The sequence below is a fragment of the Ignavibacteriota bacterium genome (assembly GCA_016707525.1).
GTDB lineage: Bacteria > Bacteroidota > Ignavibacteria > UBA10030 > UBA6906 > JAGDMK01.
Map to the genome: position 1 here is coordinate 178,912 of JADJHP010000001.1, position 25,639 is coordinate 204,550.

26 protein-coding genes are annotated in these 25,639 nt (G+C 62.0%); 21 read left to right on the top strand and 5 right to left on the bottom strand.

What is annotated here, in order from left to right:
* Nucleotides 1-110: 110 nt before the first annotated feature.
* The 15 genes from lpdA (at nucleotide 111) to IPI01_00745 (ending at nucleotide 13,945) form a co-directional block, all read left to right on the top strand.
* Nucleotides 111-1,508 (top strand): dihydrolipoyl dehydrogenase, encoded by a 1,398-nt coding sequence (lpdA, locus tag IPI01_00675; protein ID MBK7256346.1) that lies wholly within the window; start codon nucleotides 111-113, stop codon nucleotides 1,506-1,508.
* The gene (gene lipB, locus IPI01_00680) at nucleotides 1,486-2,172 is read left to right on the top strand and encodes a lipoyl(octanoyl) transferase LipB (GenBank protein MBK7256347.1); all 687 of its coding nucleotides are present in this window, start codon (nucleotides 1,486-1,488) and stop codon (nucleotides 2,170-2,172) included. Before lpdA ends, lipB begins: the two co-directional genes overlap by 23 nt.
* 58 nt (nucleotides 2,173-2,230) lie before the next feature.
* Nucleotides 2,231-4,183, top strand: coding sequence for a dehydrogenase E1 component subunit alpha/beta (locus IPI01_00685; GenBank protein MBK7256348.1), 1,953 nt, complete (start codon nucleotides 2,231-2,233; stop codon nucleotides 4,181-4,183).
* 47 nt (nucleotides 4,184-4,230) lie between these two features.
* Nucleotides 4,231-5,202 (top strand): thiamine pyrophosphate-dependent dehydrogenase E1 component subunit alpha, encoded by a 972-nt coding sequence (locus IPI01_00690; GenBank protein MBK7256349.1) that lies wholly within the window; start codon nucleotides 4,231-4,233, stop codon nucleotides 5,200-5,202.
* Nucleotides 5,202-6,179, top strand: coding sequence for an alpha-ketoacid dehydrogenase subunit beta (locus IPI01_00695; protein MBK7256350.1), 978 nt, complete (start codon nucleotides 5,202-5,204; stop codon nucleotides 6,177-6,179). Before IPI01_00690 ends, IPI01_00695 begins: the two co-directional genes overlap by 1 nt.
* Before the next feature lie 44 nt (nucleotides 6,180-6,223).
* Nucleotides 6,224-7,510, top strand: coding sequence for a 2-oxo acid dehydrogenase subunit E2 (locus IPI01_00700; protein ID MBK7256351.1), 1,287 nt, complete (start codon nucleotides 6,224-6,226; stop codon nucleotides 7,508-7,510).
* A 93-nt stretch (nucleotides 7,511-7,603) separates the two neighbouring features.
* On the top strand, nucleotides 7,604-8,500 hold the full coding sequence (gene lipA, locus IPI01_00705; GenBank protein MBK7256352.1) for a lipoyl synthase: 897 nt from the start codon (nucleotides 7,604-7,606) through the stop codon (nucleotides 8,498-8,500).
* Entirely contained in the window at nucleotides 8,430-9,014 is a 585-nt protein-coding gene (gene rplM / locus IPI01_00710) for a 50S ribosomal protein L13 (protein MBK7256353.1), read from the top strand. The genes lipA and rplM overlap by 71 nt, the downstream gene beginning before the upstream one ends.
* A gap of 27 nt (nucleotides 9,015-9,041) precedes the next feature.
* Nucleotides 9,042-9,434, top strand: coding sequence for a 30S ribosomal protein S9 (rpsI, locus tag IPI01_00715; GenBank protein ID MBK7256354.1), 393 nt, complete (start codon nucleotides 9,042-9,044; stop codon nucleotides 9,432-9,434).
* A 128-nt stretch (nucleotides 9,435-9,562) separates the two neighbouring features.
* Nucleotides 9,563-10,330 carry a 30S ribosomal protein S2 gene (gene rpsB, locus IPI01_00720; GenBank protein MBK7256355.1) on the top strand — a complete coding sequence of 256 codons (768 nt, stop codon included), beginning with the start codon at nucleotides 9,563-9,565 and terminating at the stop codon, nucleotides 10,328-10,330.
* A 24-nt stretch (nucleotides 10,331-10,354) separates the two neighbouring features.
* Nucleotides 10,355-11,215, top strand: coding sequence for an elongation factor Ts (locus IPI01_00725; protein MBK7256356.1), 861 nt, complete (start codon nucleotides 10,355-10,357; stop codon nucleotides 11,213-11,215).
* A gap of 4 nt (nucleotides 11,216-11,219) precedes the next feature.
* Complete coding sequence (locus IPI01_00730; GenBank protein ID MBK7256357.1) at nucleotides 11,220-11,942, top strand: UMP kinase; 723 nt, start codon at nucleotides 11,220-11,222, stop codon at nucleotides 11,940-11,942.
* 31 nt (nucleotides 11,943-11,973) lie between these two features.
* Nucleotides 11,974-12,531: a ribosome recycling factor gene (frr, locus tag IPI01_00735; protein MBK7256358.1), complete on the top strand. Its 558-nt coding sequence runs from the start codon at nucleotides 11,974-11,976 to the stop codon at nucleotides 12,529-12,531.
* A gap of 140 nt (nucleotides 12,532-12,671) precedes the next feature.
* On the top strand, nucleotides 12,672-13,430 hold the full coding sequence (locus IPI01_00740) for a PspC domain-containing protein (GenBank protein ID MBK7256359.1): 759 nt from the start codon (nucleotides 12,672-12,674) through the stop codon (nucleotides 13,428-13,430).
* A gap of 11 nt (nucleotides 13,431-13,441) precedes the next feature.
* A complete protein-coding gene (locus IPI01_00745; protein MBK7256360.1) occupies nucleotides 13,442-13,945 on the top strand; it encodes a hypothetical protein in 504 nt (167 codons plus the stop codon).
* A 46-nt stretch (nucleotides 13,946-13,991) separates the two neighbouring features.
* Here the strand turns inward: IPI01_00745 and polA are convergent, their stop codons facing one another.
* The 5 genes from polA to IPI01_00770 form a co-directional block, all read right to left on the bottom strand.
* Entirely contained in the window at nucleotides 13,992-16,829 is a 2,838-nt protein-coding gene (gene polA / locus IPI01_00750; protein ID MBK7256361.1) for a DNA polymerase I, read from the bottom strand.
* A gap of 18 nt (nucleotides 16,830-16,847) precedes the next feature.
* The gene (locus tag IPI01_00755) at nucleotides 16,848-18,083 is read right to left on the bottom strand and encodes an MFS transporter (GenBank protein ID MBK7256362.1); all 1,236 of its coding nucleotides are present in this window, start codon (nucleotides 18,081-18,083) and stop codon (nucleotides 16,848-16,850) included.
* Between the two features lie 90 nt (nucleotides 18,084-18,173).
* The gene (locus IPI01_00760; protein MBK7256363.1) at nucleotides 18,174-18,653 is read right to left on the bottom strand and encodes a T9SS type A sorting domain-containing protein; all 480 of its coding nucleotides are present in this window, start codon (nucleotides 18,651-18,653) and stop codon (nucleotides 18,174-18,176) included.
* The gene (locus IPI01_00765; GenBank protein MBK7256364.1) at nucleotides 18,650-19,333 is read right to left on the bottom strand and encodes a DUF4397 domain-containing protein; all 684 of its coding nucleotides are present in this window, start codon (nucleotides 19,331-19,333) and stop codon (nucleotides 18,650-18,652) included. The genes IPI01_00760 and IPI01_00765 overlap by 4 nt, the downstream gene beginning before the upstream one ends.
* 1 nt (nucleotide 19,334) lies before the next feature.
* Entirely contained in the window at nucleotides 19,335-20,576 is a 1,242-nt protein-coding gene (locus tag IPI01_00770) for a DUF4397 domain-containing protein (GenBank protein MBK7256365.1), read from the bottom strand.
* 305 nt (nucleotides 20,577-20,881) lie between these two features.
* Here IPI01_00770 and nikR point away from each other — a divergent pair, with 305 nt between their 5' ends.
* The 6 genes from nikR to IPI01_00800 are packed head-to-tail and all read left to right on the top strand — an operon-like array spanning nucleotide 20,882 to nucleotide 25,637.
* Nucleotides 20,882-21,301, top strand: coding sequence for a nickel-responsive transcriptional regulator NikR (nikR, locus tag IPI01_00775; protein MBK7256366.1), 420 nt, complete (start codon nucleotides 20,882-20,884; stop codon nucleotides 21,299-21,301).
* A 3-nt stretch (nucleotides 21,302-21,304) separates the two neighbouring features.
* On the top strand, nucleotides 21,305-23,146 hold the full coding sequence (locus IPI01_00780) for a TonB-dependent receptor (protein ID MBK7256367.1): 1,842 nt from the start codon (nucleotides 21,305-21,307) through the stop codon (nucleotides 23,144-23,146).
* The gene (locus tag IPI01_00785) at nucleotides 23,146-23,688 is read left to right on the top strand and encodes a hypothetical protein (GenBank protein MBK7256368.1); all 543 of its coding nucleotides are present in this window, start codon (nucleotides 23,146-23,148) and stop codon (nucleotides 23,686-23,688) included. Before IPI01_00780 ends, IPI01_00785 begins: the two co-directional genes overlap by 1 nt.
* Before the next feature lies 1 nt (nucleotide 23,689).
* Nucleotides 23,690-24,289 (top strand): class I SAM-dependent methyltransferase, encoded by a 600-nt coding sequence (locus tag IPI01_00790; GenBank protein MBK7256369.1) that lies wholly within the window; start codon nucleotides 23,690-23,692, stop codon nucleotides 24,287-24,289.
* The gene (locus IPI01_00795; GenBank protein ID MBK7256370.1) at nucleotides 24,286-24,954 is read left to right on the top strand and encodes a hypothetical protein; all 669 of its coding nucleotides are present in this window, start codon (nucleotides 24,286-24,288) and stop codon (nucleotides 24,952-24,954) included. The genes IPI01_00790 and IPI01_00795 overlap by 4 nt, the downstream gene beginning before the upstream one ends.
* Nucleotides 24,951-25,637 (top strand): ABC transporter ATP-binding protein, encoded by a 687-nt coding sequence (locus IPI01_00800; protein MBK7256371.1) that lies wholly within the window; start codon nucleotides 24,951-24,953, stop codon nucleotides 25,635-25,637. The genes IPI01_00795 and IPI01_00800 overlap by 4 nt, the downstream gene beginning before the upstream one ends.
* Nucleotides 25,638-25,639: the final 2 nt, after the last annotated feature.

Here is a 25,639-nt window from a genome sequence, read left to right on the forward strand (position 1 = left end):
CCCCTCTTCCGGCCTGCCACACTCCTCGCCCCGGGGCTTCGTTGACTTTCTGAGCCTCTTTGCGTACTTTGTAAAACTTTCACACGCTTTCCGTTCTTTGCGAGGAGTCCATGCCACACACCCAGTACGATATCGTGATCGTGGGCGGGGGTCCCGGGGGCTACACTGCTGCGATCCGCGCATCCCAGCTCGGGATGAAAGCGGCCCTTGTGGAGCGGGACCGCCTCGGTGGGGTGTGCCTGAACTGGGGCTGTATCCCCACCAAAGCCCTGCTCCGCAATGCGGAGATCTACTCGACCCTTCTTCATGCCGACGAGTGGGGGATCTCCGCAAAGGACGTCTCGTTCGATTTTCCCCGCATCATCAAGCGCAGCCGCGGCGTCGCCGAACGCATCTCCAAGGGTGTAGAATACCTGATGAAGAAGAACGCCATCACGGTACACACCGGGACGGCGTGCCTCACTGCCGCCGACACCCTTGAGATCAAAGCTGAAGGCAAACCGACAGCCACCATTTCGGCACCGCACATCGTTCTTGCCACGGGCGCGCGTTCGCGTTCCATTCCGAATGTGACGATCGACCGGAAACGCATCATCACCAGTTCCGAAGCGATGACGTTGCCTGCGCGGCCGGACTCGATGGTCATCATCGGCGCCGGGGCGATCGGGATCGAGTTCGCTACATTCTATTCTGCGCTCGGCACAAAGGTGACGGTCGTGGAAATGATGCCCTCGATCCTGCCGATCGAGGATGCGGAGCTAACGAAACTCCTCGCCACCAGCCTCACCCGCCGGGGTGTGGAACTTCTTACGGGCGCGCGTGTTGAAGGAGCACAGGCCGGGAACACGGGCGTGAGCGTCACGGTGCAGCAGGGGGGCGAACAGCGGACGCTCACCGCGGACGTCGCCCTGGTCGCCATCGGGGTCCAGGGGAATGTGGAGCATCTCGGATTGGAGGGCCTCGGCGTGCGTGTGGAGCGCGGGCACATCGCCGTGGACAAGCGCTACCGGACCAGCACGCCGGGCATCTATGCCATCGGCGATGTGATCGGACCGCCATGGCTCGCGCACGTTGCGAGTGCCGAAGGGATCTGCTGCGTCGAAGCGATCGCGGGGAAGGATCCGCAGCCGTTGGATTATGCGTGTGTCCCCGGATGCACGTACTGCACACCGCAGCTGGCCAGCGTCGGACTCACGGAAGAATCCGCAAAGGCGGAGGGATACGACGTGAAGGTCGGCCGCTTCCCGTACCGTCCCCTCGGCAAGGCCATGGCGATCGGCGAGACCGAGGGGATGGTGAAGCTGATCTTCGATGCGAAATACGGTGAGATCCTCGGCGCACACATTCTCGGAGCTGATGCCACAGAACTCATCGCCGAGCTTGTCCTCGCAAAAAGAATGGAACTTACCGCGCCTGACCTGTTCCATACGATCCATGCGCATCCCACGTTGAGTGAAGCGGTCATGGAAGCGGCAGCAGCGGCCTATGGCGAAGCCATCAGTATCTGACCTGCAGGTCGTGCATGCCGGCCGCACACGGTACCGCGCATGCTGGCAACTGCAACAGGAGTATTTCGACCGGCGCATCGCAGGGCGGGTGCCGGACACGCTGATCCTCACCGAGCACGAGCACGTCTACACGATGGGGCGGAATGCACATGTGGACCATCTGCTGGCCGGTGCGGTCGACCTTGAGGCCCGCGGTGTGGATGTCGTCGAGGTGGACCGCGGGGGCGACATCACGTACCATGGCCCGGGTCAGCTCGTTGCGTATCCGATCCTTGACCTCGAACAGCACGGCAAGGATGTCGCACAGTACCTGCGGTCGCTCGAAGAGGTTGTGATACGGGTGCTGGCCCGGTTGGAGATCGTCGCCGTCCGTCTCCCCGGCTACACCGGGGTCTGGGTTGCCGGCGAAAAGGTGTGTGCGATCGGCATCAAGGCAAGCCGGTGGGTCACGATGCACGGCCTGGCGCTGAACGTGGCGACGGACCTTTCGTATTTCGGGGGGATCATTCCGTGCGGCATCTTCGAGCGCGGGGTGACGTCGCTGCGCGAGATCACGGGCGAGGTGCTGCCCATGGCGTTGATCGAAGACCTCTTCGTTGCGGAGTTCTGTACGGTCTTCGGTGCGGCCACGCAGCAGGTTCGCGAATCAATGGAAGGACGATAGGGTGACGCATTCTCCGGAACAGTTGCGCCGTGCCTACACCAATGCCGTGGCCGCGCGCATGATGGATGCGAAGATCCTCATCCTGCTCAAGCAGGGGAAGATCTTCTTCCATATCGGCGGGTCGGGACACGAAGGCGTCCAGGTCGGCATGGCGCTGGCGATGCAGCCCGGCAAGGACTGGACGTATCCGTACTATCGCGATATGGGATTTGCGCTGCAATACGGCACCACGGTGGAAGAGGTGATGCGGGATGCGATGCACCGCGCCGCGGGCATCAGCAGCGGCGGATTCGCGATGCCGTTCCACTACGGCGACCGCGAGCTGCGCATGGTCGCGCAGTCGAGCCCCACCGGCACGCAGTACCTGCAGGCCGTCGGTACGGCCATGGGTGCGGTGCGCGAAGGGACCGACGAAGTGGTGTACGTTTCGTCCGGGGAAGGCGCCACGAGCGAAGGAGAGTTCCATGAAGCACTGAACTGGGCCTCGCGCGAACACCTGCCGGTGATATTCCTGATCCAGAACAACGGGTATGCGATCTCCGTCCCGGTGGAAGACCAGGTCTCAGGCGGGTCGGTCTATAAGATGACGCAGGGCTACGAAGGGTTGAAGCGGTTTGAAGTGGACGGGAGTGATTTCCCGGAGATCCTGCGTGTGACTGCGGAAGCGGTGGCCCTGGCACGTGCAGGGAAAGGCCCGGTCCTGATCGAAGCGCATACGGTGCGACTTCTACCGCACTCATCGTCTGATGACCAGCGGAAGTACCGTCCGGCCGATGACCTCGCCGAGGACGCGCAGCGCGACCCGATCCCGCTGATGGAGAGATATCTGATCGAGCAAGGGGTCTTTACCGCGGACGATGCTGCTGCGATCCGCAAGGAGATGCAGGAGCGGATCGACCGGGCGGCGGTGGAGACGGAATTGCTTCCGCTGCCCGATGCGGCAGACGTTGAACGGTACGTCTATGCGCCTGCACCGGTGGAACTCCCTGCGGAGCCGGCACCCGTGCCGGCGGATGCCCCGCGCGTTGTGCTCGTCGATGCGATCAATCATGCGCTCGCGGAGGAACTCGAGCGCAACCCCGCGATGCTCGTCTATGGCGAGGACGTGGGTGGTGGCAAGGGAGGGGTGTTCACGGCAACGCGTGGCCTCGCCGCGAAGTTCGGGGATGCGCGTGTCTTCAATTCACAACTGGCCGAGGCTTCGATCATCGGCACGGCCATCGGATTGAGCGTTCGCGGGACCTTCAAGCCGGTGGTGGAGATCCAATTCGGCGACTACATCTGGCCCGCGTTCATGCAGATCCGGAACGAAGTGGCGATGCTCCGGTACCGCTCCAATAACCATTGGAGTTGTCCGATGGTGATCCGTGCGGCGGTGGGCGGGTATATCCATGGCGGACTCTATCATAGCCAGTCCATCGATGGGTTCTTCACGCACATCCCCGGTCTGCGTGTGGTGTATCCCTCCTGTGCCGCTGATGCGAAAGGGTTACTCAAGACCGCGTGCCGCTCCGACGACCCGGTCCTGTTCCTTGAACACAAGGGGCTGTACCGGCAGAGTTTCGCTGCGTCGCCGGAACCACCTGCGGATCATCTCCTCCCATTCGGTGTGGCGTCCATCAAGCGCGCTGGCGAGGACCTCACGGTGATCACCTGGGGGATGCTCGTCCAGCGATCGCTCGAAGCCGCACGGAAGATCGAAGAGCGGCTCGGGGCGTCGGTCGAGGTCATCGATCTGCGCACACTGAACCCGCTCGATCGTGGCACGATCCTGGCGTCCGTGCGGAAGACGGGGAAGGTCATCGTGGCGCACGAAGATACGCTGACGGGAGGGTTCGGTGCGGAGATCGCTGCGATCATCGCCGCGGAAGCATTCGACCGGCTCGACGCGCCCGTTCTGCGCGTGGCCGCAAAGGATGCGCCGATACCGTACGCTCCTCCGCTGGAGAACGCGATGCTGCCGCAGGAAGCCGACCTGCTGAAAGCAATGGAACGGTTGTTGAAATTCTAGATCACCCGGCAAGGCGGACGTCGTCCGCTGCGCCCACACTGAGGACAATGACGGAACACGGACTGTCTCACGAGCAACTGCTCGATCTCTATTATTATCTCCGCCTTGCGCGTTCGTGCGACGAGGCGATACTCCGCCTGTACCGGCAGGGGAAGATGGTCGGCGGCGCGTATGCCGGCACGGGCAACGAGGCCACGGCCGTTGGCAGTGCGTTCGCCCTGCAGTCCCAGGACTATCTGTTCCCCATGCACCGCGACCTGGGGGCGCATCTTGTCCGTGGCCAGACGCTGGAGATGGTCTTCCTGCAACAGCTCGGCAGGGCAGAGAGTCTGACGCGTGGCCGCGATGGGACGGGACACTATGCCGATCCTGCGCGGCGCATCTACGGGAATGTGAGCCACCTTGCCGCCATGATCCCCGTCGCCGCCGGCGTGGCCCTGGCTTCCCGCATGAAGAACGAGCATGCCGTGGTATTGAATTACATCGGGGACGGCGGCTGCAACGTGGGTGATTTCCATGAAGGCCTGAACATGGCGGCCGTCATGAAATTGCCATTCGTCCTGATCGTCGAGAACAACCAGTTCGCGTATTCGACACCGGTGGCAAAGCAACACGCGGCGGAGCGGATCTCGGACCGTGCAGCGGGGTACGGGATCCCGGGCGTGACCATCGATGGGACCGATGTCCTCGGCGTGTATGAGGCCACCCGGACGGCGGTCGAGCGTGCGCGGCGCGGCGAGGGGCCCACGCTGATCGAATCGGTGACCATGCGTATGCAGGGGCACTCCGCTTCGGACGATGCCTCGTATGTGCCGCCCGGGCTGTTGGAAGAGTGGAAAGCAAAGGACCCGATCCTGCGTTTCGATCGGGCGCTTGACGCGGCCGGCATCCTGACGTCCTCCGGCCGGGCCGGGATCGAGTCGCGGATCCACGATGCGATCGCCCATGCAGTGCATGTGGCACTGGAAGCGCCATCCCCGGAAGCGAACGATGCGTTCGCAGGAGTGTACGCGTCCTGATGGCGACCATGACGTATATCGAAGCGCTTGCGCGGGGCATGTGGGAAGAAATGGAACGGGATCCGACCGTGTTCCTGATCGGGGAGGACATCGGCGCGTACGGCGGCGCGTTCAAGGCCACGAAAGGGTTCCAGGCGCACTTTGGCGAGGAGCGGGTGATCGACACGCCCCTCTCCGAAGCGGCGATCGTCGGCGCCTCTGTTGGTGCCTCGCTCCTCGGCCTGCGGCCCGTGGCGGAGATGCAATTCGCGGATTTCGTGACCTGCGGGTTCAATCAGATGGTGGTGAACGCAGCGAAGACGCACTACCGTTGGGGCCTGCCTGTGCCCATGGTCCTCCGGCTCCCGACCGGCGGATACATTCATGGTGGGCCGTATCACTCGACAAGTCCGGAGGCGTGGTTCTTTCACGTCCCCGGGTTGAAGATCGTGGCGCCGTCCACACCCTACGATGCGAAGGGGCTGATGAAGGCGGCGATCAGGGACAACAATCCGGTGATCGTGCTGGAGTTCAAGTATCTGTACCGGCGCCTGAAGGGTGAAGTGCCGGACACAGACTATGTGGTCCCGATCGGCAAGGCGGAACTCCGCAGGCAGGGCAACGACCTTACCGTGGTCACGTACGGGACCACGACCGGCTTCGTGCTCGATGCCGCGGAGCGGCTGGCTGCCGAGGATGGGATGGAGGCCGCGGTGGTGGATCTGCGGTCGCTGATGCCATGGGACAAGGACCGCGTGCTGGAGGCTGTACGGCAGAGCGGAAAGGTGCTTGTGGTGCACGAGGATGCGGTGACAGGAGGGGTGGGGGCGGAGATCGCTGCAACGATCGCGAGCGAATCCTTCCGCGACCTGGATGCGCCGGTGCGGCGTGTGGGGGCAGCCGATGTCCCTGTACCCTTTGCCCCAGCACTGGAAGAGGCGGTGTTGCCGGATACGGAACGTATCCTTGCGGCAATGAAGGAGCTTGCACGTTACTAGTCGAATGATCGTTGGACATGCACTAACTCATACAGGGTGATCTGATGGCACGTATCGAAGTGGTGATGCCGCAAATGGGTGAGAGCATCGCGGAGGGGACGATCGTCACGTGGCACAAGAAACTCGGCGATCAGGTGAAGAAGGATGAGACGTTGCTCGAGATCAGCACCGACAAGGTCGACTCCGAGATCCCCTCTCCCGCCGCGGGGGTGCTTGCCGAGATCGTGGTCGCGGAGCAGACGACCGTGGTCGTCGGCACCGTGATCGCATACCTTGAAACGGACGCCAGTGTGACGATCGATCCGAAGGCTGTGCCGGCCGCGGGACCGAAGCCCGCAGTGCCGGCACCGGTGGCCGCGCCGGCGGTCCATCCGGCACAGGCTGCAGCCCCTGTGGCCGAACCGGCGAAGGGCCGGTTCTATTCACCGCTCGTCCTTTCCATCGCAAGGACGGAAGGCGTGTCGATGGAAGAACTCGAGCGTATGCCGGGAACGGGTGAAGGCGGACGGGTGTCGAAGAGGGATATCCTTGCGTATGTGCAGGCACGCAAGACCGGCGCTGCACCCGCTGCCGTGTCGGGTGGCACCCCTGCTGCCGCCGTTGTGCCCACCCCGGCGGCATTCAAGTCCGGCGCGGGCGACGAACGCATCGCGATGAGCAATGTCCAGCAGAAGATGGCGGCGCACATGGTCGCAAGCGTGCAGACCTCCCCGCATGTTGCGGCGGTGCATGAGGTGGACATGACGGCGGTCGTGCGTCACCGCGCTGCACACGCGGCGGCATTCGAACGGGCCGAGGGGTTCAAGCTCACGTACACGCCGTACATCATCGATGCCGTTGTCCGTGCGATCAAGAAGTATCCGCTGATCAATGCATCGGTGGATGGCACGACGATCGTCCGGAAACATGCGATCAACGTCGGTGTTGCGGTCGCTTCCGAGAACGGCCTGATCGTTCCGGTGATCAAGCATGCGGAAGAGAAGAGTCTGCTCGGGATCGCCCGTGCCGTGCACGATCTTGCGGTACGCACGCGCACGAAGAAACTGACGGCGGACGACATCAGCGGCGGCACGTTCACCATCTCCAATTATGGTGTGTTCGGCACCATCATCGGTACGCCGATCATCAATCAGCCGCAGATCGCGATCCTGGGGACCGGGGCCATCGTGAAGCGGCCGGTGGTCATCGATGACGCCATCGCGATCCGGTCCATGGCGTACTTCACGATGTCGTTCGATCATCGGGTGGTGGACGGATTGCTGGGGGGTATGTTCCTTGATGCCATCGTAAAGAACCTGGAAGGGTTCGATGTCGGAGAAGAAATAAAGTAGGAAGTGACGGGAAGAGGATGAGGTGCCATGTGGCGCAGCGAGACGAAAGGCGGGAGGTGGTGAAGGGCGATGGGCGTTGAAGTGATCGTGACGATGGGTGAGGGGGCCGGCGACGTGGAGCGTCGCGAGCCGACGCCGCGGCTGCCGCGGCCGGAGTGGTTGAAGGTGAAGCTCGCGTCGGGCGAGAACTATGCCCGGGTGAAAGGGCTCGTAACGGGACACAAGCTTCACACCGTGTGTGAGGAAGCGCGTTGTCCGAACATGGGCGAGTGCTGGAATGCCGGCACGGCGACCTTCATGATCCTGGGCGATGTGTGCACGCGCTCGTGCGGGTTCTGCAACGTGAAGACGGGAAGGCCGGAGTTCCTGGACACCGACGAGCCGCGCCGTGTGGCGGAAGCGATCCGGACGATGTCCGTGAAGCATGCGGTGATCACGTCGGTGAACCGTGACGAGCTTGAGGATGGAGGTGCGGGGATCTTTGCCGAGACGATCCGTTTGGCGCGCGACGCGCGGCCCGGCATCACGGTGGAGGTCCTCATCCCGGACTTCCGCGGGGACGAGCACGCGCTCCGTGTCCTGGTGGATGCGAAGCCGGACATCCTGAATCATAATACCGAGACCGTGCCCCGGCTCTATCCGACGGTCCGCCCTCAGGCAAAGTACACGCGCAGCCTTGAACTTCTGGAGCGCGGGAAGCAATGGGGGATGGTGACCAAGAGCGGGCTGATGTTGGGGTTGGGGGAGACAACGGAAGAGATCGTTGAGGTGATGAGCGATCTGCGCGCAGTTGCGTGTGACATCCTCACGCTGGGGCAGTATCTGCAGCCGTCGCGCGAGCACTTGCCGGTGCACCGGTACGTGCACCCGGACGAGTTCAAAATGCTGAAAGAACGTGGTATTTCCATGGGTTTTCGGCATGTCGAGTCGGGGCCTCTGGTCAGAAGCTCCTATCACGCGGCGATGCACATTTCCTCACCTGAATATTGACATTCATTGGTGTTTTACGTACCTTTTGAGGCTCATTGAATATCTCTACGCTTTTCACACTGCAGGAGCATCATTCGTGGACAAGGCAACACGCTTTTTTACCGAGAAGGACACGGAGCGGAAGTGGCATCTGATCGATGCCGAGGGGAAGGTCCTGGGTCGCGTTGCGACCGAGATCGCCCGTTTGCTTCGGGGCAAGCACAAGCCGGAATTCACGCCGAATGCGGATACGGGTGACTTTGTCATCGTCGTGAACGCATCCAAGGTCAAGGTTACCGGCCGGCGCACAGAGTTGAAGCAGTACTTCCACTACACCGGGTATCCGGGTGGTGGTACCTGGGAGAAGTTCCAGGACGTTTTGGCGAAGCATCCGGAGCGTGTGATCGAACATGCGATCAAGGGCATGTTGCCGCACAACCGGCTTGGCCGCCAGATCTTCAAGAAGCTGAAAGTGTATGGAGGCGCGGAACATCCCCACGTCGCCCAGCAACCGCAGCCCCATCCGGTGTCATGATCAATCTGACAGGAGTCTGATCGCAGTATGCACACACACACGACCACAGCAGTCGGCCGCCGCAAAACATCCGTTGCACGCGTCATCCTGGCGCCGGGCACCGGCAAGTTCACCGTCAACCGGCGTACGTTGGAGACAGCGTTTCCGCTGGAGACCCTCCGCGCGCACATCTTGAAGCCGCTGGAGGTGGCGCAGGCCGGCGGCAAGTATGACATCCGCGTCAACGTTGAAGGCGGCGGAAGCACGGGACAGGCCGGAGCGATCATGCTCGGCATCGCCCGCGCGCTCGTCTCGCTGAGCGAAGACAACAAGTCGCCGTTGCGTCAGGCAGGGCTGTTGACGCGCGACCCGCGTATGGTCGAGCGCAAGAAGTACGGACAGAAAAAAGCCCGCAAGAGATTCCAGTTCTCGAAGCGCTAATCGCCCGGGAAGTGGTGTAGTACAAAAAAAGCATACTCTTGGATCCTGCCGGAGGTGTCCCGCGCTGAGCGCGGGATTCCGGCGGGAAGTGAAGAGAGTAGAAGACCCTATAACCAAGGAGTACACCCATGTCTCGCGTCGAAGTTGCCGAGCTCTTGGCAGCCGGCTGCCATTTTGGTCATCTTACCCGCCGCTGGAACCCCAAAATGCGCCCCTACATCTTCATGGAGCGCAACGGTATCCACATCATCGATCTCATGAAGTCCCGTCAGCTGCTCGAGGATGCGTCCAACGCGCTCTCGAACATCGTTGCTGAGGGCAAACGCATCCTGTTCGTCGGCACGAAGAAGCAGGCGAAGGACATCATCAAGGGCGAAGCGGTGCGCACCGGCGAATTCTACGTCAGCGAACGCTGGCTCGGCGGCTGCCTCACGAACTTCACCACCATCCGCAAGAGCGTCAAGCGCCTCACCAACATCGAGAAGATGGAGAGTGACGGGACGTTCGACAAGATCACGAAGAAGGAAGCGCTCTTCCTCATGCGCGAGAAGGAGAAGCTGAACGAGATCCTCTCCGGCGTGGTGGAGATGACCCGCCTTCCCGGCGCCCTCTTCGTTGTCGACGTCAAGAAGGAAGCCATCGCGGTGAAGGAAGCCCGCCGCCTCGGCATCCCGGTCTTCGCCATCGTCGACACCAACTGCGATCCCGACGGGATCGACTTTGTGATCCCTGCCAATGACGACGCGATCAAGTCCGTGCAGGTGATCTGCAAGGTCGTCGGCGACGCGATCGCCGAAGGGAAGCAGCGCGCGGCCCAGCACCACGCGGAAGCAATGGCCGAGCATGACAACAGGGGCAAGGACAAGGACGCGGCTGACGAGAGACCGTCCCGCTAACGATAAGACGAAAGAGCGTATCTCATGGACATTACCAGTGAAGTGATCAAGAAGCTGCGCGACAAGACCGGCGCAGGGATGATGGATTGTAAGCGTGCTCTCGAAGCCTCGAACGGCGATATGGAAGCGGCGATCGATTTCCTGCGCAAGAAGGGTGCTGCGACCGGAGCCAAGCGCGCCGAGCGTGCAGCCAAAGAAGGTGCCATCGCTACGCGTGTCTCCGCTGATGGTACGGTGGGCGTGGCCGTGGAAGTGAACTGCGAAACCGACTTCGTCGCCCGCAGCGATGATTTCACGGGATTCGCGACGAACGTGGTCGAGACGGTCCTCCGCGACCGCCCGGCGAACGTCGAAGCCCTTGCAACCCTGAAGACCCCGGCCGGCAAGACCGTCGCCGAGCTGCTGAATGACCTCCTCGCCAAGGTCGGCGAGAAGATCGAAGTGCGCCGTTTCCAGATCATCACCTCGGCCGATGGCTGCGTGAGTTCCTACACACATCTCGGCAGCAAGATCGGTGTGCTCGTGGAGTTCGGCGGGATGGATGCCACCGGCGCCCAGACCGGCCGCGACGTTGCCATGCAGGTGGCCGCGATGAACCCGTCGTGCGTGAGCCGCGATGAAGTGGGCAAGGACGCGATCGAACGCGAACTGGACATCTACCGCACGCAGGCGAAGAACGAAGGGAAGAAGGATCCGATCGTCGAGCGCATCGCCTCGGGCCGGCTCGAGAAGTACTACCAGGAAGTGTGTCTCCTGGATCAGACCTTCATCAAGGATCCGGGAAAGACGATCAAGGATGTCCTCGCCGACCTGTCGAAGGCTTCCGGCAAGACCGTGACCATCCGCCGCTTCGTGCGGTTCCATCTCGGCGAAGAGGTGAAGTAGGCCTATGGCCACGCCGGCGTACACACGGGTCCTGCTCAAGCTGAGCGGCGAAGCCCTGATGGGGCAGCAGCAGTTCGGCATCGATCCGGCAATGCTCCGGCAGTATGCGGAAGAGATCCGCTCCGTCAAGGAACTCGGTGTGCAGGTCGGCATCGTGATCGGCGGCGGGAACATCTTCCGGGGCGTGTCGAATTCGACGAGCGGTATCCACAAGGCCACCGGCGATCATATGGGCATGCTGGCGACCATGATCAATGCGATGGCCCTGCAGGCGACGCTGGAGAACATCGGACTGACGACACGCCTGATGTCGGCCGTCCGCATGGATTCGATGGCCGAGCCCTTCATCCGGCGCAGGGCCGTGCGGCATCTGGAGAAGGGCCGTGTCGTGATCTTCGGCGCCGGCACCGGCAGTCCGTATTTCACCACGGACACGGCGGCGGTCCTGCGCGGTGTTGAGATCGAGGCCGATGTGGTGATCAAGGGAACGCGCGTGGACGGCGTGTACGACTCCGACCCCGAGCGCAACCCGGGGGCATTCCGTTTTGAACAGATCACCTTCCTCGATGTGCTGACGAAGGACCTGAAGGTGATGGATATGACCGCCATCACCCTCTGCCGTGAGAACCATCTCCCCATTCTGGTGTTCAACATGAACACGCCGGGGAACTTCAAACGCCTCATCCTCGGCGAACACGTCGGCACCCGCGTCACAGAGACGATCTAGGCCGGCGCACAGCTCACGAACGAGGACCACCATGATCAAGACGATTCTGAAAGATACGGAAGAGCGGATGCACAAAGCGAGCGAAGTGGTGCGGCATGAGCTCGCCAAGATCCGGACCGGCAAGGCGACCACCGCGCTGCTGGACGGCGTGAAGGTGGAATATTACGGCTCTTCCATGGCGCTGTCGCATGTTGCGAATGTCGGCGTCTCCGATATTCACTCCCTGACCGTGCAGCCGTTCGACAAGGGCGCGCTGGACCCGATCATGAAGGGGATCCAGGCGGCCAACCTCGGGCTGAATCCCATCAAGGATGCCGATGTCATCCGCGTCCCGATCCCTGCGCTGAACGAAGAACGCCGCCGCGATCTGGTGAAGCTGACGAAGAAGTTCGGCGAAGAGGGGAAAATCGCGATCCGCAATATCCGCCGCGACACCATCGAGCATCTGAAGAAATCGGAGAAGGATGAACATTTCTCCGAGGACGAACGGAAGCGCGGCGAGACGGAAGTGCAGAAAATGACGGATAAGGGTATCAAGGACATCGATACGCTCCTTACCCAGAAAGAGAAGGAGATCATGGAGGTCTGACCTCCGTGTGACCCGGATGTTGAGAGAGCCGGCCCCGTCTGCGGGACCGGCTTTTCTGTTTTCATCCCCCCGCGGCGCAACCTCTGCGGCTCCGGTGCGTACATTCTGAGAGGAAACCCACTCTCGTGAAGGAGGTTGCGATGACGACTGGACAGGACTACCGCCGGCTCACCAAGAGCCGCACCGACCGGATGATCGACGGCGTCTGCGGCGGCGTTGCCGCCTACTTTGGTGTCGATCCAACCCTTGTCCGCGTGGCCTGGGTGCTCGTGACGCTCCTGGGCGGATCAGGCATCATCTTGTACATCGCTGCCATGATCCTGATGCCCAAAGCACCGGTGATGGAGGCGGCTGCAACGCCGGACCCTACGGTGCCCGGGAGCAGCGCTCGTAGCAACACGCGCTTCTGGGGCATTCTCCTTGTCGTTGTCGGCGCATTCTGGCTGTTGGGGAACCTCGGTCTCCACTTCTGGAACGACTGGTGGTGGCTTTCGTTCGGCACCGTGGTTCCGGTGCTGCTCATCCTTGCCGGCGTTGCATTCCTTTTCGGCGGGCGCGAGTATGTGAGTAGCTCTCCTGCGGTGAATGCTGCGGCTCCCGGGGCTGTTCCCCCAGGCGATGGAACGCCCGAAGGATCACCAGCAGGCGAAGCCGCACCCGCACCGGCTGCCGCGTCTGCGCAACCCCGCCTGACCAGGTCGATCACGGAAAAGCAGATCGCCGGTGTGTGCGGTGGACTGGCGCTCTGGCTGCGCATCGACCCGGTGTTCATCCGTCTCGCGTTCGTCATGGCGGCCATCGCGTCGTTCGGTTTCGTGATCCTGATCTATCTCTTGCTTGCCCTGGCACTGCCCGCTGCGTCCGAACCGCCCGCGGTGCAGGCAGTCACCGCTTCATAAGGATACCATCCATGACTCGTTTCGACTTCCGGCGTCCGCCGGTGATCTGGGGGGGCGTGCTGATCCTGATCGGCGCGCTCCTGTTCTTGCACCGCCTCGATGTCCTGCCATTCGGATGGTGGGGAACCGTCTGGGGTGCGATCGCCGTTGCAGCGTTGCTGGCGATCATCCGGCGGGTGAAAGAAAAGAAGGACGGCACGTTCTGGTGGGTGATGCTGTTCGGCTTTGCGCTCTACAAATTCGCGCGCACGACGGGGTGGGTGGATGTTCCGGTGTGGTACGGCTTCCCGCTGATGCTCATCCTTGCCGGACTCGCATTCGTGGTGATGGTGGCCGCACGGCCGAAGGCCTGGCATCTGGCGGTGCCCGCGCTCTGCCTCATCGGCGCCGGCACAGCAATGTTGCTTGCGGAGATGGGAACGGTCGAGTACGATGTGGTCCGCAACGCGATCAGCGACTACTGGCCGGTCGCCATCATCGCGTACGGTGGCGCATTGCTGCTTTCGCGGTCCTGAATCCATCCCGGCCCCGCGCCTCGCGCGGGGCCGCGGCGTTGTGTCGTTACTTCGCTTCCAGCCAGTTCGGCCCGAACCCCGCATCCACTTTCACCGGCACGGCGAGAGGCATCGCGTTCGCCATGATCTCCGGGACCAGCTTCTTCATCGCCGCGGTTTCCTGTTCGGGGACCTCACAGATCAGTTCATCATGGACCTGCAGGAGCAGCCTCGTCGCATGCCTGCCTGCGACAAGTGCGGCATGCAGGTTGACCATGGCGATCTTGATCATGTCCGCCGCGGTCCCCTGGATCGGCATGTTGATCGCCTGCCGTTCCGCATTCCCCCTGATGTTCTGATTCCTGCTCGTGATCTCGGGGAGATACCGCCTGCGTCCGTGCAGTGTCTGCACGAATCCGCGCGACCGCGCCTGTTCCAGGGTGTCCTGAATGTACTGCTTCACCCCGGGGAAGCGGTCGAAGTACCGCGCAATGATCTCCTTCGCTTCGGTCTGCGTGATGCCGAGGCGGTTCGCGAGCCCGAACGGCCCGATGCCGTACATGATCCCGAAATTCACTTCCTTCGCCTTGCGCCGCATGTCGCGCGAGACATCCTTCGGCGCGACCCCGAACACGCGCGCCGCAGTCGTCGCATGGATGTCCTCGTCGTTGATGAAGGCCTCACGCAGGCCGGGGTCCCCCGAGATGTGCGCCATCACACGCAGTTCGATCTGTGAGTAGTCGGCAGCAAGGATGTTCCATCCTTCGTCGCGCGGGATGAATGCACGACGGATCTCCCTGCCCAGGTCGGTGCGCACAGGAATGTTCTGCAAATTGGGGTCGCTGGAGGAAAGGCGCCCCGTGGCCGCGACCGCCTGGTTGAACGATGTGTGCAGGCGCCCGGTGCGCGGGTGCAGCAGGGCAGGGAGCGCATCCACATACGTCGATTTGAGTTTGGTCAGCTGCCGGTATTCGAGCAACGCATCGATGATCGGGTGCTGCCCCTGGAGGCCTTCGAGCACACTCACATCGGTCGAGTACCCGGTCTTGGTCTTCTTGACGGCAGGCAGTCTGAGTTGCTGGAACAGTATCTCGCCGAGTTGCTGTGTGGAGTTGATGTTGAACGGTGCACCGGCATGGCCGTGGATCGTGGCAACAAGCGCGGTGACCAGTTTCTCGATCTCCGTGCTCATCGTGGCGAGGTGCTCCACGTTCAACCGGACCCCTTCGAATTCCATCGAAGCAAGCACCGCGATCAGGGGGAACTCGATCGACGTGGCAAGCGTGATGAGTTCTTCCTGCTTCAACCGGGGCTCCTGCGCCTCGCACAGCCGTAGCGTGAAGTCGGCATCCTCCGCCGCGTACTCCGCGACCTGCGCAACCGGTACTTCCGTGATCGGGACGCGATTCTTGCCCGTGCCGGTGAGATCATCGAAGGATACCATCCGATAGTGGAACGTTTCGAGGGCCAGACTGTCGAGGGAGTGCTGCCCGTCGGCACGCAGCAGATAGCCGGCGACCATGGTATCGAATGCCGGGGGATGCATGACGATCCCGTGATTCCTCATCACCAGCATATCGTATTTGGCGTTCTGCCCGATGATCTTCTTCCGGGGGTCTTCGAGGATGGGCTTGAGTGCGGTGATCACGTCGCCCAGGGGAAGTCCCGGGCCCGGGGACGCCGGGGCATCGGTATGTTGCGATGCGCCGAACAGGTCCGTGGGTGTGGCGGCCGTGGCCGCCTGGAGGACCGGAACATACCATGCCTCGCGTGGTTCAACGCAGAACGAGCATCCGACGAGCGCCGCTTGCATCGCGTCCGTCGATGTCGTTTCGGTATCGAAGGCGAACGATGAGGCCTTTTTCAATCGGGTGCAGAGGCTTTTGAGTGCTGCCGGGGTCGTGACACAGTGGTAGGTATGCTGGTCTTCACTGATCGTGGTGACCGGCGTCTGGTCCTCACTTGCCGCAGGTGCGGAAGGCGCGTCGGCAGCAATGCGCGCGGGAGTATCCTCCTCCGGCTTCGCACCCTTGCCCCCGATCCTGCCGAGCAGGGCCTTGAATTCAAGCTGCGTGAAGATCGCGCGCAAGCGGTCGGCGTCGGGCTGCTGAGCGCGCAGGTCATGCACACCGAGGGCGATCGGTACGGCCGTGTCGATGGTCACCAGCGTCTTGGAAAGGAACGCGGTCGCTTTGTGGGCGATCAACTTCTCGCGCACGCCTTTCTGGGGTACTTCCTGGACGTGCTCGTAGAGGTTCTCCAGCGAATGCCATTGTTGGATCAGCGGGATCGCGGTCTTCTCCCCGATGCCCTTCACGCCCGGCACGTTGTCCGAGGCGTCACCCGTGAGTGCGAGCACATCGATGACCTGTCCGGGGGCCACACCGAATTTCGCCCGTACCCCTTCGGCCTGGACCACTTCAAGTTCCGTCGCGACCTTCGAAGGGCGGAGCATGGTGATCTTCGATGAGATCAGCTGCATCATATCCTTGTCGGCGGTGACGATATACGTCTCTATCCCTTCCCGTTCCGCTGCGCGGGCGAGAGTGCCGATGATGTCGTCCGCCTCGAATCCCGGGAGTTCGAGAAGGGGGGCCTGGAGCGCCCGCACGATGTCCTTGATCCACCCGAGCTGGGGGACCATGTCTTCGGGCATCGCATCGCGTGTCGCCTTGTACTCGGGAAAGAGTTCGTGCCGGAAAGTCGGTTCCTTGGTGTCGAAGACCACGGCCACATGGTCCGGCCGTTCATCGTCGAGGATCTTCATGAGCGTGCTGGCGAAACCGTATGCGGCGCTGGTGTTCTCACCGTTACTGTTGCGCAGCGGCCGGCCGGCGAAGGAATAGTAGGCACGGTAGACGAGCCCCATCCCGTCGAGCAGGAAGAGGCGTTCGGTCTGCTTCATGGGTCCGTTGTTCCCTGGTTATTCGTTGGGTGACACTGCGTCCGGGATCTCCTCAGGTTGCGGTGCGTGCCGCTCCGGGTCCTGCAGGAAGTACCAGACCGCATAGCTTGTGAGGAGCAGAAGGATGCTGTTGGCGATGAACGGTGCCTGGATCCCGAACGTGCCGGCGATGAGGCCGCCGATCGACGGCCCCAGCAGATTGCCGAAGATCGTCATGCTCGATGCGATGGCCATCATCCCGCCCTGTCGCTCCGGTGGCGCCCAGACGCTGGTGAGCGCGTAGAGCGATGGCAGGATCGCACCGCGGGCGAATCCGAGGAACGCGCGGAGTGCTGCAAGCTGCACGAGGGACGAGACGAGGAGATGCCCGACGTACACCGACCCGATGACCCCGAACGCGATGGTCAGATTCTTCCGGTACCCCTGACGGTCCGTGCGCCGCCCCCACCACGGAGCCGAGATCACCATGAAGAGCCCCGAAATGGAGAAGACGCTCCCTGCGATCGTTGAGATGTACTGGGAATCGCTCTGGAAGCTCTCCACGAACAGTGCGAAGATGGGCTCCACCATCAGTACCGACATCTGCGCGACGACCAGCGTCAAGGCGATCACGCGCAATCGCCGGTCATGCCACATCAGGCGGAGGTTGTCCCTGACCGTGTACGTGCGCGCCTCGGGGTGGACCTTATGCAATTCGGTGACGAGGAGGATGACGACGATGCCCGAGAGGGCGCACATGCCTGCTGTCACGAAGAAGATGGCGCGGTAGCCGATGAGGTCGGCGAGAAGGCCTCCGACGAACGGGCCGAGCACCATGCCGCCCGCGGTCGATGACTGCATGAATCCCATCGCATAGCCCATGCGTTCGCGTGGCGTGTTGGCCGAAACGAGCGCGAGGGAGGAGGCGATGAACCCGCTGATCGCTCCCTGCACGATGCGGAACGCCAGGAGTTGATAGACATCCTGGGAGAACCCGATGAGCAATTGGGAAAGCGCAAGGCCGAAAATTGCGCGCACGACCATCGGCTTGCGTCCGTACCGGTCACCGAGCGCACCCCAGAGCGGTGTTGTAAGAAGGGAGAGGACGAAGGGGCCTGAAAACACCAATCCGCTCCAGCGGGCAAGGTCGTCAGGATCCGTGACGCCGAGATGGCGGATGTAGAAGGGAAGGAAGGGGACGACGAGATTCATCCCCACCATTGCCAGGAATTGCGTTCCCCACAGAGTGTACAGGTTCTTGCGCCACGGTTCCATATCTTACAAATATACCGAAATGGCCGGGGAGACGCAAAGACACGCCGGGACGGCGATCGGCCGCCCCGGCGTGACAGTGAACATGCATTCTTATTTCAGCAGGGTCATTCTCTTCACTGCGGAGAACACACCCGCTTCAAGCCGGTAGAAGTACATTCCCGAAGGCAATCCCGCAGCATTGAAATCCACCCGGTATTCTCCTGCTGCGAACTGCCCGTTGGCCAGCGAAGCCACCTGCTGGCCGAGACTGTTGAAGACCAGGAGGCGGACGGTTTGCGCTTCCGGCAACGCGAACACGATCTGCGTCGACGGATTGAACGGATTCGGATAGTTCTGTGTGAGTCCGTACGTTGACGGGATCGCGCTTCCCGCTTCGCTGACGCCTGTCAGCGAACTGAAGGGGACCACCGTGCCATTGGCAAGCGCAGCATACAGGCCAAATGCAGCTCCGTTCTTGTTCGCAGCGGGTGCCAGGAACCCTGAAGCAAAGACCGTAGCGGTGCCGTTCGCCAGGCCCGAAAGATTCGCCGTGAATGAAGCGACCGTGACGGCGCCTGAACTGTCCTTCACATCAAGGGTGTAGCTTGCCGCGGAACCGTCAGATAGCCGGTGATATCTCCGTATCCAGCATTGTTGACGAGATTGCCGACTCCCCGTGCGTCGACGTCGACAAACGGTGCGTCGGTGGCACCGTGCACGACGAAGAACTGCACGTTACCGGTGCTGGTGCTGGACTCTCGTGCTCCCGCCTTGACGAGCAGCGTGAACGCACGGCTTCTTCCGTTGGGGTTGGCCGCGAAGCCTGCGGGGTTCAGAACGCCATTCGCAAGGGCAACATATTTCTCACCTTCGGCAAGCGCAACATTGAAGCTGGTGAGCGTATCGGCGAACGACGTGCTGGTCCCGGGTGCAACACCGATGTTCAGGTTCAGCCGTGCCGGCACGTCGATGAACGGCGTGGCCGTGCGGAAGGCGAAGTTGTCAAGGAGTTTCTGTCCGTTCACATAGATGTCCACGGAAGCCGCACCGGGGTCGGCTGCGTTGTGGATCACCTGCAAGCGGGCAGTGGTCGCCGGTAGTTCGACCACGGTCCCGTTGGCGAGGGCTGCGAAGAGACCAAAGAGCTTGCCGGTCTTGTTCGTAAGCGGATTCAGGAAGCCTGATGCAAAGACCGTGGCTGTTCCGTTCGCCAGACCCGAAAGGTTTGCAGTGAAGGATGCGACCGTGACGGCGCCTGAACTGTCCTTCACATCAAGGGTGTAGCTTGCCGCCGGAACCGTCAGATAGCCGGTGATGTCTCCGTATCCAGCATTGTTGACGATTGCCGACTCCCCGGGCGTCGACATCAACGAACGGTGCGTCGGTGGCACCGTGCACGACGAAGAACTGCACGTTACCGGTGGAAGAAGATGTTTCGCGTGCCCCGGCCTTGGTGAAGAGCGTGAATGCACGATTCTTGCCGTTCGGATTGGAAGCAAAGCCTGCGGGGTTCAGAACGCCATTCGCAAGGGCAACATATTTCTCACCTTCGGCAAGCGCAACATTGAAGCTGGTGAGCGTATCGGCGAACGATGTGCTGGTCCCCGGCGCCACGCCGATGTTCATATTCAGCCGTGCCGGCACGTCGATGAACGGCGTGGCCGTGCGGAAGGCGAAGTTGTCCAGAAGCTTCTGGCCGTTAAGGTAGATGTCGACCTCGGCCGCGGCCGGATCTGCGGCATTGTGGATCACCTGCAGGCGTGCGGTGGTTGCCGGCAGTTCAATAACGGTGCCGTTGGGCAGCGCGGCGAAGAGGCCGAAGAGCGCGCCGTTCTTGTTGGCCAGCGGCGACAGGAAACCGGAGGCGAACACGACGGCGGCACCATTGGCCAGCCCGGAAAGATCCGCAGTGAATGAAGCGACCGTCACAGTGCCTGAAGCGTCTTTGATGTCCAGCGTGTAGGCCGATGGCGGTACTGTAAGGTAACCCGTGATGTCGCCGTATGCTGCGTCATCCACGAGTGTGCCACCGCCACGCGCGACGACGTCAACACGGGGCGCGTCGGTGGCGCCGTGGGCAACCGCGAGGCTGACGGAGCCTCCATGCCCCGCTTCGATCGCACCGCTCTTGACAAGCAGCGTGAATCCGGTGGGCTTGTTGTCAGGGTTCTCTGCGAATTGCGGTGGTGCCAGCACACCCGAGGCAATGATCAGGTACTTCTGATCATGGGCCAGGGTGTAGGTGAAACTTGCGATCGTGTCGGAAGCACCAGTGCTGTTCCAGGGCGCTATGCCGATGGTGACAGGGGTACCGGCTGGCACCGTGAGGAACGGGCTTGCCGCACGGAACGCGAAATTGTCAAGCGCCTTGGTGCCATTCACATAGATATCGACAGAATCTGCAGCGGGGTCAGCCGCATTGTGGATCACCTGGATCCTTGCGGTTTGTGCCGAGGAGGTCGTCGTCATGGCCAGCATGACGAACGCCAGCAGAGAGAGGAATCTGTATCGCATCGTGCGCTCCTTCCAACAGTGTTGATGGTTTTGAAAACACTTTGATTTGCACCACGCATAGGTAACATGTATGTTATGGGCGATAGTTCCGTTATAGACGATTACACATTCAATGTACGTATAAAAGTATACAGTGAAATAGTTTATCTGCTATGCACATTTTGTCGTTCTGGAGTCTGAGCTGGAATTATCGGCGCGGAGCTCGGAGAATCGGATTTCGGGTGGCATGTGGAAGGGGTGAACAGCCTCTGTGAACCCTTGCATTATTCCCTAGAGCGTGTTACATTTCTAAAAAAGGTGCTACCATGACACGCCATGCTCTCGTCCGGTTCGGAGTTTCCATCGAACAGGACCTCATCACCAAATTCGATAGCTATATCGACCACGCGGGTTATGGAACGCGGTCGGAAGCCATACGCGACCTTATCCGGGCCCGGCTTGTCGAGGAGGGCGTCCAGGATCCGAAAATAGCTGCCACCGGCGTGCTGTCACTCGTCTACGATCACCACCAGCGCGAGTTGGAGGACCACCTGACCGGGCTCCAGCACGATCATCACGAACTCATCATTGCGTCGACCCATGTGCATCTCGACCATCACAATTGCCTTGAGGTCATTCTGCTGAAAGGGAGTGCGGGGGAGATCCGCGACATCGGCGCTGCGCTCGCGAGTTTCAAAGGCGTTAAACATAGCAGCCTCAATCTCACCACGACGAAGGAGTTGTAGGCCATGACGGCGTATCACGGCGGTGGTGTGCTCGCGCTCCTTCTGGGTTGCCTTACGTCTGCTGCCCTTGCTGATTCCGGTGCGGATACGGTGCGCACCTACACTCTTGACCCGGTGACCGTCACCGCCACGAATCTAGAGGCCCTCCGCAGCAGTGTCCCGAATGCGGTATCGGTCGTCTCCCGTGATGATATCCGCCGCAGCGGCGAGACGTCGCTCCTCGCAGTCATCAATAAACTGGTCCCGGGACTCTTCCTGACCGAGCGTGGCGTCCTTGGGTACGGTGTCTCCAATGGGGCTGCCGGAGGGATATCGGTGCGTGGAACGGGTGGGAGCCCGAACACCGAAGTGCTTGTCCTCACCGACGGACGGCCACAGATGATGGGGCTGATGGGTCACCCCCTCCCGGACACCTACATGTCCGCCGGTGTCGAACGCGTTGAGGTCATCCGCGGCCCAGCGTCGATCATCCATGGCACGAATGCGATGGGAGGCGTCATCAATATCATCACCCAGCGTATGCCTTCGGGGGGCGTGGGGGCCGACGTTGCTGCCTCGGTCGGTTCGTACGGAACAAGAAAGATCGAAGGAGGATTTGGATTCGGCGGAGATGACCTGGGCATCGCTCTCCGCGGGAGCCGGTACGAGACCAACGGGCATCGTCCGTACTCTTCCTTCGACATCAATGGAGGCTCGCTCAGGGGGCACTACCGTGTCTCGCAGGGGCTTACGCTCAGCGGTGATGCAAGCATATCCGGATTCAAAACATTTGACCCGGGAACGGCGGCCACGCCGCTGGTCGACAATTGGGTGGATATCACCCGGGGCAGCTCCGGCTTCGCATTGGAAAACCGGTCCGGCCGCCTCGCGGGAGCGGTGAAGGCCTATCTCAATTTCGGGAGGCATGATATCTATGATGGCTTCCATTCCACCGACAACGGCGTTGGCGTGGTGGCCTATCAGGGCGTTACGTGGGATGGGGGAACGCAGGTCACCGGCGGGCTCGACTACAAACGCTATGGCGGTGAGGCCGGAAATCAGAAGACAAAGATCGAGTACGGAGAACATTTTGTGACCGAGTATGGGGTCTATGCGCTGGTCCAGCAGACCCTGTGGGACCGGCTCACGCTGAACGGCGGGCTGCGCGTCAACCATGGAAGCATGTACGGCAACGTGCTCATTCCCCAGGCCGGGATGGCATACCGGCTAGACGAGGCGACCACCCTGAAAGGGTCGGCAGGGCGAGGCTTCAGGAGTCCGACCATCAGGGAGATGTTCCTCTTCCCGGCGCCCAACCCATCGCTGGAACCGGAATCGATGTGGAACTATGAAGTGAGCATGCTGCGGTCCTTCGGCGCTCTCAGTTCGATCGAGCTCACTGCCTTCGTCTCCGAGGGGACTAATATGATCAGGACCGAAGGGCGATTCCCGAATCTCCGCCTCACGAATTCTGGGCGCTTCGTGCACAGGGGGATCGAGTTCGCAGGATCGTGGACCCTTCCATGGAACCTCAGCATGGATGCGACGTATGGGTACCTGAGTCCGGGGGCGCAAACCATGGCAAGTCCGCGACACAAGGTGTTCGCGGAACTCCGATATGGAAACGGTCCATGGGTCGCCAATCTCTCGGCACAGTCTGTTGCGGGCCTGTATGGCGCCGACAATGCAACGAGAGCTCTGGCGGACTACACACTCCTTGCTGCCCGGGTCACCTGTACCATCATGGACGGGATCGATCTCCACGTGGCGGGCGAGAACCTGGCAGGTGTATCCTATCAGACGATGTGGGACTATCCCATGCCCGGACGGACGGTGCAGGCGGGTGTCCGATGGGAGCTGCGCTGATGGCCGGATCCTTCGTCCCCCCGGCCAATGGCCGGGCACGCGACCTTGCCTATGGCGGGCTCTTCGGCGCCGCCGCACTTGCATTGCCCTCGCTCTTTCACCTGCTGCACCTCGGGCATTTCCTGATGCCCATGTACATCCCCCTCATGGCATTGGCGTTCTTCGTCGGGCCGCGGACCTCAGGTGTTGTTGGCCTCATCATTCCACTGCTGTCTGCAGTCCTGACCGGAATGCCCCCTTTGTTTCCGCCGGTAGCATTGGTGATGGCCGTGGAGATCGGACTCATGGCCGGGACGCTTTCCCTCCTGCGGAAACGGTCGCCGTCCTTTCCCGTCCCCGGCCACGTGATCCCCGTCCTCCTCGCGGGCCGGATCATCAACACGGCCCTGCTCTATGCCGCCTCAGCCATGCTCTCGCTTCCCGCGGCATTCGTGGCGGGGATATCCTTCGTGTCAGGTTGGCCCGGGGTGTTGCTCATGATCGTTGTCCTCCCGGCGGTCGCGCGGGTCCGCCACTCCATGCAAGAACGGAAGAGTGCCTGATATGGATCGCAGAGAATATTTCGATGGCCTCTCGTCGCGGTGGGATTCTTTCACCGACGCCGCGAAGGTCCAGGGCGCATTGGCAACGATGCTTCAGGGCTTCGACCTGCGCAGCGATGAACATATCCTGGATCTGGGATGCGGTACCGGGAACCTGACGCAGGTGCTGTGTTCTGTGCTCGGTGCGCGCGGGCGCATCACGGCAGTGGATCTCGCTCCGGCGATGATCGCCACGGCACGGGAGCGTGTGACGGATCCGCGGGTCCAATGGGTTGTGGCGGATGCGATGTCGTTGCCGCTGCCGGATGCGAGCGTGGACCGGGTGATCTGCTTCAGCGCCTGGGCACATTTCCCTGACCCATGGCGAGTGGCGAAAGAGCTGGGGAGGGTGATCCGCACGGACGGCCAGCTTCATATCGTGCATATCGATGGCAGGGACAAGATCAACGCGATCCACACGGGGGCCGGTGGTGCGATCGGGCACGACCTGCTGCCGCCGGCGGCCGATCTTGTTTCCTTGCTGCGGGCGGTTGGCTATGCCGTCGCCGGAGAGGTCGATACGCCCGACTCCTACCGTGTGAGCGCGCGGTGGGTGCAATGACGTCCACCAGAATTCTTGAATTCGATCCGACCTTGCGCATGCTGTGCGGTATGGCGCTCCTTCTCGGGGTCCTGCTTACGGACACGGCACACGCAGGTGGAATGGCCGCTGCCGCGCTCCCTGCAGGTGCAGCGCTTCTCCTGCACCGGCGCCACCCCGTGCACCTGCTTCGCGTCATCCTTCTCGGGTCGGTCTTGTACCTGCCCGCGTTGTTGTGGGCTCCGGCGGGTGTTGCGATCAAAGGGTTGTCGGCCGCCCTTGCTGTGATGGCACCGGCAACGGCATTGTCCGCGCAGGAGACGTCGACCATTATCACGCGCCTCCCGCTCCCCATGTCCATCAGGTTCCTGCTCCTCCAGGTGATCCACCAGACAGGCGTTCTTGTACGTGAAACCCGGACACTCTACCGGGCGGTGTCGGTCCGTGGCGGCGTGCATGGCATCCGCAGCATCGCGGTGTTCAGCCGCGCACTTCCCGAGAGTTGGTTACCCCGGGTTGCCGTGCGCGCGGAACGGGTGGCAATGGCGATGGCGGTGCGGGGATACGGTGATCGCCTGCCACAGGCCGCCCCCATCGTGTGGAGCGCGACCGCCCGCTCGGCGCTTGCATGCTCGATCGCGCTGTCCACCATTGTCGTGCTGTATTCGTATCTGGGGGCCGCATGACCCCGCCTCCCGCCGTCCTGAGCGTCGAGAGCCTCTCGATGCGCTATAACGGCTCCCCACGGCCTGTCCTTGATGCATGCTCGCTCGCGATCGGCCGGGGCGAACGCGTCGCTCTTCTTGGCCTGAACGGGTCAGGGAAGACAAGCCTGTTGCTTGCCATCGCCGGGCTCGTGCCGTTCGCAGGAGCGGTGACGGTGGACGGCGTCGCTCTGACCACCACCTCGACGGGAGCGGTGCGTACCCGTATCGGGTTCCTCTTCTCGAATCCGGAGGATCAACTGCTCTTTCCCCGGATCAGGGACGACGTCGAGTACGCTCTCGTGCGTGATGGCCTGGACGGGGAAGAGGTGCGCCGGCGTTCGCACAGGATGATGGAGGCGATGGGCGTTGCCGGCCTGTCGGAGGCATCACCCTATGAACTGTCGCATGGCCAGAAGCTCCGTGTCGCACTCGCCGGTGCCCTCGTGCACGAACCGCCACTCCTGCTGCTGGATGAACCTTCCAGCGCATTGGATCCGCCGGGACGCAGGGCGCTTGCATCCCTGTTGCGCGATCAACCCGGCGCGATGCTCATGGCGACACATGATCTGGAGTTCGCGCGCTCGTGCTGTACGCGCTTCGTGCTGCTGGAGGGGGGAAAGGTGGTGCGGGATACTGCGGATCCGGAAGGGATCAGGTTCTGATC